Origin of the sequence: Microcoleus sp. LAD1_D5, assembly GCF_036702115.1 — a bacterium.
Classification (GTDB): domain Bacteria; phylum Cyanobacteriota; class Cyanobacteriia; order Cyanobacteriales; family Microcoleaceae; genus Microcoleus.
The window spans coordinates 1-9,620 of record NZ_JAUBSA010000122.1; the positions used below are offsets into that span (position 1 = coordinate 1).

The following is a 9,620-nucleotide window of genomic DNA, read 5'->3' on the forward strand; positions in this document are numbered from 1 at the left end:
AGGTTTTTCCCTAAAAAATAGCGGTGTCTATTTAGCCAAGATTGGTGTTGTCAACCCAATATGGTCAAGAACACTACCATCTGAACCTAGTTCAGTCACAGTAATTAAAGATTGTGCAAATCGTTACTTTTTGAGTTTTGTAGTAGAAGTTCAACCCATTCATTCTAATGCCAAGAACCAAAGCATCGGAATCGATCTGGGGATTAAAACTTTTGCAGTGATGAGCAATGGTGAAAAAGCTGAAAGTCCTAACTACAAAAAGTTAGACCAAAAAATCCGTAAACTTCAGCGCAAATTAGCCCGCCAGCCGAAAGACTCTAAAAGAAGAAATGTAACGCGAATCAAGATGGCTAAGTTACACAACCGCATTGCCGACACCCGCAAAGATTTCCTGCACAAATTATCAACCAAAATAATCAACGAAAACCAAGTGATTATTTTGGAAGACTTGAATGTGTCGGGCCTGGTGAAAAACCGGAAACTTTCGCGGGCAATTAGTCAGCAAGGATGGAGGGAGTTTAGAACTCTCTGTGAGGCTAAGTCTGAAAAGTTTGGTAGAGAGTTTCAAGTGATTAGTAGGTGGGAACCTACCAGCCAAGTTTGTGCGGACTGTGGTTTTAAATGGGGTAAAATCGATTTGTCTGTCCGTTCAGTGCTTTGTCTGAGTTGTGGTACTGAGCAGGATAGAGATCAAAATGCTTCGAGGAATATAGAGAAAGTCGGGATGGGGAATCGCCACGACTCAAAACGGGCGCAGAGGGATTGTCAGACTACTTCGGTAGCAAATCCCGATGAAGCGTCAAGAATCACCGCTCCTTTAGGACGGTGAGCATTTCAATTCAGGCACGGTTTTCAATTCTCCTGATTGCCAGATTGATTGTGGTAAAGTAGGGTGTTCTTCGGCGCACCTTACCGCAATTTCCCAGCCAAGTAAGTTACCCTAATTATTCGTGGTGAGTGCATGGCATTACCCGCAATTCACTCCTGGGTGCAGAACCTCTATATTTAGGGTGTACGACCCAAGAATACCTGACTGATAAAGTAGAACGTCAAACCACTTTTTGCCTCCCTGACTGAGTTACTAAATGTTGTTAATTCCATCGCTACTAAAACCGCGATCGCCCGTATTAAATAATCCCAAAAATCCTCGCCAAAATCTAAAATTCCGAATAACTCAGCAGCCGCACTATTTTTTCATCATCGTTCAATTCGCCGACAATGCGTCGCACGGGTTTCGGCCAGATTTTAATCAAAGTAGGAGTTGCTGAAATCTGATCTGCCTCAGCTTGTTCTGGATGTTTCAAAACATCAATTACTTTTAAAGTGTAGGGACGATCGAGGCATTGCTCTAAAAACTGGTGTAAAGTTTCGAGGGTGCGTTCGGTGCTGGGGTTGCTGCCGGAAACAAACAGACGCAAAACGTACCCTTGAGTTTGTGGCGGTGGGGTAAGTGCTGTTGGTTTCAGAAGCGGAGTCTGCTGCGATTGCGGAAAGCACAAGGGAGTTACTATCGAACTGCTCCAGTCCGATCGAGCTTCGGGGCTGGCATACTGTACAATTAAGTCGTGATTTTCCCAAAGTTCGGGGAATTGTTGGTGATAAGTAGCAATCGCCATCGGTTCGCACATTTCTTCGCTCCGGGGATGCCATACTAAATCGCCAGTCCCAAAAATGGCGTTCAGCAGCGTTTGATGTCGCAGCACGGGGGGGTAAGCCTCGGCAGCAACCCGCACCTGCCGATCGCCTGGATCGAGCCAGCAGTCAACGGTTGCCGTGTAGCAAGGTATCAGAAAATGCGGCGGTTCCGACAAACCGAGGATCTCCTGTAGAGCTACGCACAACTGTAAATGCCACCGAGTTTGCTTGCGGGGGTCTATGCAATAGATTAAGTCTCCCCCTGGTGTAAACAGCGCAATGCCTTTGAAAATTTCTGGCAAAATAGGGCGATCGACTTTCAATTCAGTACACCAATAAAAGTTAACAGTTAACTGTTAACAGTTAACTGTTAACACTCCACCTTTAGACTCGACCTCGCAGCATCTGAGCCATTTCGTTCGGGTACGGCGAGTTCTCTACACAAAGTTCTTCCGTAATCCGACCTTCTTGATAAAGGCCATAGAGCGACTTATTCATTGTCGTCATGCCTTCATAAGTATCTTTGATCATAATTTGATTAATTTCCTCATTCTGGCCCTTCAGAATGTATTCCTTAACCACGTCGGTATTGATCAAAACGTCGTGGAAAGCAGCCCGCTTCCCGTCTGTGGTTTTGCACAGCAGTTGAGCAATAATTGCCACTAGGGATTCGGAAAGTGAAACCCGTATGGCCTCCTGTTCTTCGGGCCCGAACATATCCAGAATCCGGTTCAGAGTTTTAATCGCACTGTTGGTGTGCAGGGTTCCTGCAACTAAGTGACCGGTCTGAGAGGCTTTGAGGGCGATTTCCACCGTCTCTCTGTCCCGAATTTCTCCTACTAGCATCATGTCCGGGTCTTGCCGCAGAGCGCCTTTGAGAGCGTTCATAAACTTCAGGGTGTGCCTGCCGACTTCCCGGTGCTTGATCAAGGATTTTTTGCTTTCGTGTACGAATTCTACCGGGTCTTCGATCGTGATGATATTGTAGGCTTTATTCTTATTGATGTAGTCGATCATCGCAGCCAAGGTGGTAGACTTACCCGAACCTGTCGGGCCCGTCACCAAAATCAGCCCTTTGTGGTAGCCGGATATTTTCTTAAAGACCTCCGGCAGCTTCAATTCCTCCAGTGTCATTATTTTGGCAGGAATTAGCCGCAGCACCATCGCCGGCCCGGCTAAGGAGTCCATGCAACTGATCCGAATCCGCACGAACCCGAAGTCGAAAGCGCCGTCAAAGTCTAGGGTTTTTTGGAAAATTTCAATTTCTTCATCGCTCATGCACTCCCGCAACCAGCCAAAAAACGTATCTAAATCGGTCGGTGGGTAGCCGATGTCGGCAATTTCGCCCCGCGTGCGGAAGCGGGGCACTTCGTTTACGCCGAGGTGAAGGTCGGATACTCCTTCGTCTTTGGCTCGGAGGACTAGCTCTTTCAAAGTCGGAGGGCCGCCGTTGCTAGAGATCGGGTTTTTAGGTGTGGCGAAGAATTGCGGCGGCGGTGCTGGTGCTGGTGCTGGTGCTGGTGCTGGTGCTGGCGGCGGTGCTGGCGGCATTCCTGCTGCTCTGGGGGGCATCCCTGGAGCTGGAGGGCGGGGTATTCCTGGCAGTGGGGGAGCTCCGGGTACGGGCGGGCGAGGAGCTGGCGGATGCTGTTGTGTCATATGCGCTACCTTAAATTGGTGAGAAGGCTGACTCGAACAGATGATTTGTGGAAGTTGGACAATGCCGATCGCCATTGTGCGGGGCTTGCACAAAAGCTTAACTGTTGTACTCAGTCTATCCTAAGAGAGAGTCATAATGCTGCACTACTAAGGAAATATTCTGCCAATTGGAGGATGCCAGCACTCTCGATCTACGCGCGAATATGGATTCTCCACATTTTTGGATAATTTTTTTTAAGGAAAAGAGTTTTCCGCAACCAAGCAGTATAAATTGATACTTTAGCCAAATATTAAGGACTTAAACCGATGAATTCTGTCGATCGGGCTTTTACTCCAGCTCTGGAGTTGGCGGAGTCGATCCGCACCCTGGAAGTGTCGCCTTTAGAAATTGTCAATCTGTACTTGGAACGCATTGAGCGATTAAACCCTGAGCTGGGCAGTTATTTTACGGTAACGGCGGAGCGGGCGATCGCCCTAGCTAAATCTCAAACCGAAAAACTAGCTGGGTTAAACAAGCCACAGGAATTGCCACCTTTTTTCGGAGTGCCGATCGCCATTAAAGACTTGACACCAGTTACCGGCGTTCCGTGTACATACGGCACTCAGGCTTTGCTGGGTAACATCTCTGCCTACGACGAGTCAGTAGTATGGCGGATCAAAGCAGCGGGATTTAACATTCTAGGCAAAACAGCCACCTCTCAAATTGGCTCATTACCTTACACCGAACCAGAAGGTTTCCCACCGGCGCGCAATCCCTGGAATTTAGACTATACGCCCGGAGGTTCCAGCGGCGGCTCAGCGGCGGCTGTAGCAGCGGGTTTGTGTGCGATCGCCCAAGGTTCAGACGGCGGCGGTTCGATTCGAGGCCCAGCTTCCTGCTGCGGTTTAGTGGGCATTAAACCGTCGCGGGGGCGAGTTTCCTGGGCACCTGTCGGAGATTACCTCAGCGGCATTTCTACAAACGGCCCACTGGCGCGCACTGTAGCTGACGCGGCCGCACTTTTGGACGTGATGTCAGGCTACACAACAGGCGATCCGTACTGGCTACCAGATTCAAATCAGACGTTTTTAGAGGCTTCCCGTGAAAAGTTGGGCAAACTGCGAATTGCGTTTTCTACGACTATTTCCCCTGTGGGCGAGGCTGCAGCTATCTGTCAGCAAGCGGTACTCGAAACCGTCAAGTTACTGACAGATTTGGGTCACGATGTCGAACCTGGATGCCCAGATTTTACAGGTTTAATCGAACCGTTTACCGCAATTTGGCAGTCTGGGGCCGCTGCAAGTGGTATTCCAGGCCCTGCTTTGGAACCCATGAATCGCTGGCTGTTAGAAAGAACTATTTCCGCTGGGGAATATTTGCGGGCGGTGAATCAAATGCAGGTTATTTCACGGCGGATTGTGGGATTCTTTGAAAAATTTGATGTGTTAGTTTTGCCGACTTATATGCACTCCACAATCCGGGTTGGCGAGTGGGCTGATTTGAGTTTTGAAGAAACTTTGCAGCGCATCATTAATTGGATTGCTCCTTGTCCGCCATTTAATGCTAGCGGTTTGCCTGCGATCGCACTTCCTGCTATTTTAGATAACAACGGTTTGCCCGTGGGCATTCAAATTATCGGGCGGCCGGCGGCGGAAGCAACTTTAATTGCTTTAGCGGCGCAGATGGAAGCGGCAAAACCTTTCCCCGTTTTAGATTTTAAATAGGGAAGAGCAAGGGATAAAAGCACGTTTCCCTTTTTTAGGGATATGCCAAATCAGGATTTGTGCGCGGGTAACTAGAAATCCGGTTTGAGGCAGAAAATTATAGTAAGCCAACCCATATTTTACCAATAAACCCAGTTGCTCCCGCCCACTCCTACTTATTACCAATTACGCTGTAATTTATTGATAATACCTCTTTAGATTGATAGACATTTTGATTATTTCCTTTTAAATATGGTAGCAGTTCGCTGCCAATATTTAGGGTGAAATTCATGTTAACTTCCGGCCCGATTACCGCTCCCGTTCCCGTTTTTCTAGTTCTTTTAGCAATCATGCTACTCGCGCCGCTGTTATTTGAGCGCTTGCGACTGCCGGGAATAGTCGGTTTAATTATTGCTGGCGTAATTGTTGGGCCCAACGGTCTCAATTTGTTGCAACGGGACGCTACTATTGTTTTGTTAGGTACTGTAGGATTGCTGTTTTTGATGTTCCTAGCGGGACTGGAAACTAGCCTCGATGACCTCAAACTCAATGCAGACAAAGCTGTCATATTTGGGTTGGCCACTTTTTCGCTACCGATGATATTGGGGACAGGAGCGATGCTGCTGTTAGGATATAGCTGGCTGGCTGCAATTTTAGTCGCTTCTTGTTTTGCTACGCATACACTTTTAGCGCTGCCAATTCTCACCAAATTGGGATTGATGCGAACTCAGACTATTACTACGACTTTGGGGGGAACTTTAATTACGAATGTGTTGGGACTGTTGGTGCTGGCAATTGTTGTCAAAGCTTTTAAAGGAAATCTCACTCTCGATTTTTGGCTGTTTCTAATTCCCTCTCTTGCTATCTACACTTTTGCTACTTTGTGGGGAGTTCCCAAAATCGGTCGCTGGTTTTTTAAGAAATTCGGACACGACGAAAATGCCGAATTTATATTTGTATTGGCGACCCTATTTCTAGTTTCTTACGCAGCAGAACTAATTGAAATTGAGGCAATTATTGGTGCATTTTTATCGGGAATTGCCATTACTCAAATTATTCCCAAAATGAGTCCCCTGATGAATCGAATTGAGTTTATTGGCAATACGCTGTTTGTCCCGTTTTTTCTGATTTCTGTGGGGATGTTAATTGACCCGCTAATTTTGGTAAAGCAGCCGCAGTCTTTGTTGGTGGCGGCGGTGATGATTTTAGCAGAGGTGGTGAGCAAGTTTTTGGCAGCTTGGATACCGGGGAAATTATTTCGTTTTGAGTTTCCCAACATTATGGTAATGTTCGGTCTTTCTGTTGCTCAAGCTGCTTCTACTTTGGCTGCGATTACGGTTGCTTTCGAGATAAAATTGGTCGATCGCGTAACGGTGAACGGCATCATTGCCATGATTTTAGTAACTTGTGTCGCTTCTCCTTGGATTGTATCTCGTTGGGGTCAAGAAATGCAGCCGCCGGGGTCGAGTTTGCCGGCTGCTACTTCGGGAAAGCATTCATGGGGAGAGCGAGTTTTAGTGCCTGTTGCTAATCCGAATACGGAAGATAATTTGCTACGTTTGGCTTTGATTTTAGCAAAAACATCTCAGGGAACTTTGCTGCCACTGCATATTTTGTCCGATCGCGGGGAAGCAATTTCACCTGCAGATAAAATGCAGCAAACTCAACTTTTGACGGCTGCGGAAACTGTGGCCCATGCTGCTGCTTGTGCGGTTGAACCGATCGCGAGGATAGATGATGCGATCGATCGCGGAATTCTGCGGAGTGCAACCGAACGCGAGGCTAGTTTAATAGTTTGCGGTTGGAAGGGATTTTCCACGACGCGCGACAATTTTTTTGGCAGCATCATTGATACTGTGATCAGGCGATCGCCCGTACCCGTACTGATTGCTCGATTTCCCGATCCTCTCCAGAATACAGCCAGAGTTATTTTGGCGGTAACTGACAGCGAGTTGACGCGGTTTGGATTTCAGGAAACCGTGGATATTGCTAAGAGTTTGGCCGACGAACTCAAGGCGACTTTGCAAGTGTTGTTGGTGGCGACACAACGGGAGAAAAGCAACAAAAGTGCGGCGGAGGTGGAAATTCTTTCTGAGATACCAGTAAATCGGGTGCGGGGAAATTTTATCAAGCTAGTTTCGCAGAATTTGTTAGAACACGATTTGCTGATTTTAACAACCATTTCTCAGCAACAGAATTTGTGGGACAAACCGGGAACTCTCAAAGAACCGGAAGCGCTCGCCCGGACTCACCAAAATATTTCGATGCTTGTTGTTTATTTTCCTGTATCTTGAGGAATATTTTAACCGCAGATTACGTTATGAATCTGCATTCATCTGCGGTTAAAATTTTAGGATTAAAGCCAAGTGGCAAATTAAACAAAGGTATGTAGTTGCGCTTTATCGCTCGTTCTTAGCTGAGGTAAGAGCGCTAAAGCGCCACTACAAACCTAAAATGTTAGCCCTATTTGTGACAATTGTGTAAGTCTTATATTTAATCCTAATCTAACGGAATTGCTAGCAAAATTTCCGCACCTTTGTGCGGTTCGGGAATACACTAGAGCGCTCTTTTCACTCGCACAGTTTGTATTTTTTGCCCTGCCCATTAAAAAAATCTTCAACTCATCATCATTAGCACCCGCACAAGAAGTGCACTTAAGTACGGAATGTGCGATCGGCAAGTAAATATGCGTAGAGGCTTTGCCGATCGCACTCCGATGGAGGCAATTTCTCGGCATCTAGAACAATATCTCGGTATCTGGGAGAATTTTGAGAATATGGTGATCTATCCTCTCTAGTTCAATAAGGTAAAAATGAGCATCAGACCAAATTTCAGATGGTTTTCTTCAGTGGCGAGTGTTTTGGGTTCGATTTCGATCGGCCCTTTGAGCGGCGCGACATCCTCTGTAAAAGCTGCAGAAACGGTTGTTGTCCGCAAAGGTATTTTAGAATCGTCAATATCGGTTGCGGATTTGCGCGAACTCGCAGAAACAGGAAAAGTCCCCGCCAAACTGCAAGCTTATGCCAATCTCCTGTCTGAGGAACAGCGGGGTAAAATTTTTCGGGCGCTGCAAGCGAAAATTCCCCTAAATGTAGTCGGCCTGAGCAACTTGCTAAATACGGGCATCGGCACTGCCATCCTGACGGATTTGACTACAGTGATACCCAGGCGCGACGGTGGGGGTGTGGAAGCGCTGCGAGCCGCTCTGGTGCAGGGAGCAAACGCGCCGGAAGGCTTATCGGTATTGAGTTTTATTGAATCTTATCCGAGTTCGCGGGTCGTGGTGGATCTCGATCGAGCTTTCACAGTTTTGGGAAATATGAACGCAAGTTTTTGGCAAACTCAGCGCTTTATGGCGGCAATAGCACCTCAGTTAGCAGCGGTTAAACCCGCGTTTAAGCTGCCTTTCGATCCAACCCAGTCCGGCCCTAATTTCGTGCAGGTACGGGCGCTAGATTTGAACGATAGCGCCCGCAATCGACCTATTCCAGTTGATGTGTATTGGTCGGAAGCTGCGACAGCCGACAAACCGACGATCGTCTTTTCTCACGGGTTGGGTTCCGTCCGCACGGATTTGCGCTACTTAGCCGAGCATTTGGCGTCTCACGGCTATGTGGTAGCAGCTTTAGAACATCCGGGAAGCAATGAAACGAATACCAATGCTGCGATCGCGGGTAAGTGTCCCTTGCTAGCTCCTCAAGAGTTTTTAGATCGTCCCAAAGACATCAGTTTTGTACTCGACGAACTGACAAAATTGAACGAAACTGATGATAATTTGCAGGGGAAAATGGCGATCGACCGATCGGTAATAATTGGCTATTCTTTCGGCGGCGCTACAGCCTTGTCCTTGGCGGGTGCCGAACTGCAATTGAGCGGACTCAAACAGCGGTGTCAGGGGGATTTGATTGGGTTCAGCTTAGGCGAAGGCATTCAGTGCGCGGCGGCCGGATTGCCCGAAGAACGGTATCAATTGCGGGATGCGAGGATTAAAAGGGCGATCGCCATGAATCCCATAACATCATTACTCTTTGGAGAAACGGGTTTGAGTTCAATTCAAATTCCCACATTAATAGTAGCATCTTCTGCGGACAAAACCACTCCCGCCTTAGCAGAACAAATTGCCGGATTTCCAAAGATTCCATCTCCCAAATGGCTAGTCGGTTTTGTAGGAGGAACCCACTTAAGCGTCAAAGATCCGAGTACAACTTTAAACCAAGTTCACAGACCTAGCACAGTAATTACCGGCGATGAAGTTGTTGGCGACCAAGCTGCTAGCATACGCAATTATATTAAAGCTGTAAGTTTGGCTACTGTCGCTCAACTAACTGCAGAAGCTGACAAATATGCAGTTTTTCTAACACCAGAATACGCGCAATTTGCTTCCACATCGACAATCCCGGTGCGGCTAGTAACAGAAATTTCCCCGGAAATTAATACAGTCGTGCAAACTTTTATTCAAGGGAATAAGTAGTGATTAGTCATTAATCATTAGTGATTAGTCATCAGCTAATAACTAATGATTAAGACTTGTAGTCATATCAAACAAGGTGATCGAAATTATACTTAAGGACTGAAAAATAAATAACTTGATGGATTGTCGGGTATAATCAAAAACAGCGCCCTGATTGCTATTTTCTCTAAAA

The 9,620-nt window shown here is 47.0% G+C and carries 7 protein-coding genes; 5 read left to right on the forward strand and 2 right to left on the reverse strand.

Annotation, left to right across the window (positions count from 1 at the left end; translation table 11 throughout):
- On the forward strand, positions 1 to 829 hold an 829-nt coding region (locus QUA70_RS27015), incomplete at its 5' end, for a transposase (RefSeq protein ID WP_333350887.1).
- Positions 830 to 1,157: 328 nt separating this feature from the next.
- Here QUA70_RS27015 and QUA70_RS27020 read toward each other — a convergent pair.
- Both QUA70_RS27020 and QUA70_RS27025 read right to left on the reverse strand, forming a co-directional pair.
- Positions 1,158 to 1,958: a circadian clock KaiB family protein gene (locus QUA70_RS27020; RefSeq protein ID WP_333335999.1), complete on the reverse strand. Its 801-nt coding sequence runs from the start codon at positions 1,956 to 1,958 to the stop codon at positions 1,158 to 1,160.
- Positions 1,959 to 2,019: 61 nt separating this feature from the next.
- A complete protein-coding gene (locus tag QUA70_RS27025; RefSeq protein ID WP_333350892.1) occupies positions 2,020 to 3,294 on the reverse strand; it encodes a type IV pilus twitching motility protein PilT in 1,275 nt (424 codons plus the stop codon).
- A gap of 306 nt (positions 3,295 to 3,600) precedes the next feature.
- On the opposite strand from QUA70_RS27025, the gene QUA70_RS27030 reads away from it, so the two are divergent.
- From QUA70_RS27030 to QUA70_RS27045, 4 genes are all read left to right on the forward strand, one after another.
- Positions 3,601 to 4,998, forward strand: coding sequence for an amidase (locus QUA70_RS27030; protein WP_333350889.1), 1,398 nt, complete (start codon positions 3,601 to 3,603; stop codon positions 4,996 to 4,998).
- Between the two features lie 269 nt (positions 4,999 to 5,267).
- The gene (locus QUA70_RS27035; RefSeq protein ID WP_333335991.1) at positions 5,268 to 7,271 is read left to right on the forward strand and encodes a cation:proton antiporter domain-containing protein; all 2,004 of its coding nucleotides are present in this window, start codon (positions 5,268 to 5,270) and stop codon (positions 7,269 to 7,271) included.
- A gap of 371 nt (positions 7,272 to 7,642) precedes the next feature.
- Positions 7,643 to 7,774 carry a hypothetical protein gene (locus QUA70_RS27040; RefSeq protein WP_333350891.1) on the forward strand — a complete coding sequence of 44 codons (132 nt, stop codon included), beginning with the start codon at positions 7,643 to 7,645 and terminating at the stop codon, positions 7,772 to 7,774.
- Between the two features lie 15 nt (positions 7,775 to 7,789).
- Complete coding sequence (locus QUA70_RS27045) at positions 7,790 to 9,448, forward strand: alpha/beta hydrolase (RefSeq protein ID WP_333335988.1); 1,659 nt, start codon at positions 7,790 to 7,792, stop codon at positions 9,446 to 9,448.
- Positions 9,449 to 9,620: the final 172 nt, after the last annotated feature.

Bases quoted from the DNA above. Each gene is read 5' to 3' on its own strand.
- QUA70_RS27045 (WP_333335988.1), top strand. From the start codon at position 7,790: ATGAGCATCAGACCAAATTTCAGATGGTTTTCTTCAGTGGCGAGTGTT.
- QUA70_RS27035 (WP_333335991.1), top strand. From the start codon at position 5,268: ATGTTAACTTCCGGCCCGATTACCGCTCCCGTTCCCGTTTTTCTAGTT.
- QUA70_RS27025 (WP_333350892.1), bottom strand. From the start codon at position 3,294: ATGACACAACAGCATCCGCCAGCTCCTCGCCCGCCCGTACCCGGAGCT.
- QUA70_RS27040 (WP_333350891.1), top strand. From the start codon at position 7,643: ATGTGCGATCGGCAAGTAAATATGCGTAGAGGCTTTGCCGATCGCACT.
- QUA70_RS27030 (WP_333350889.1), top strand. From the start codon at position 3,601: ATGAATTCTGTCGATCGGGCTTTTACTCCAGCTCTGGAGTTGGCGGAG.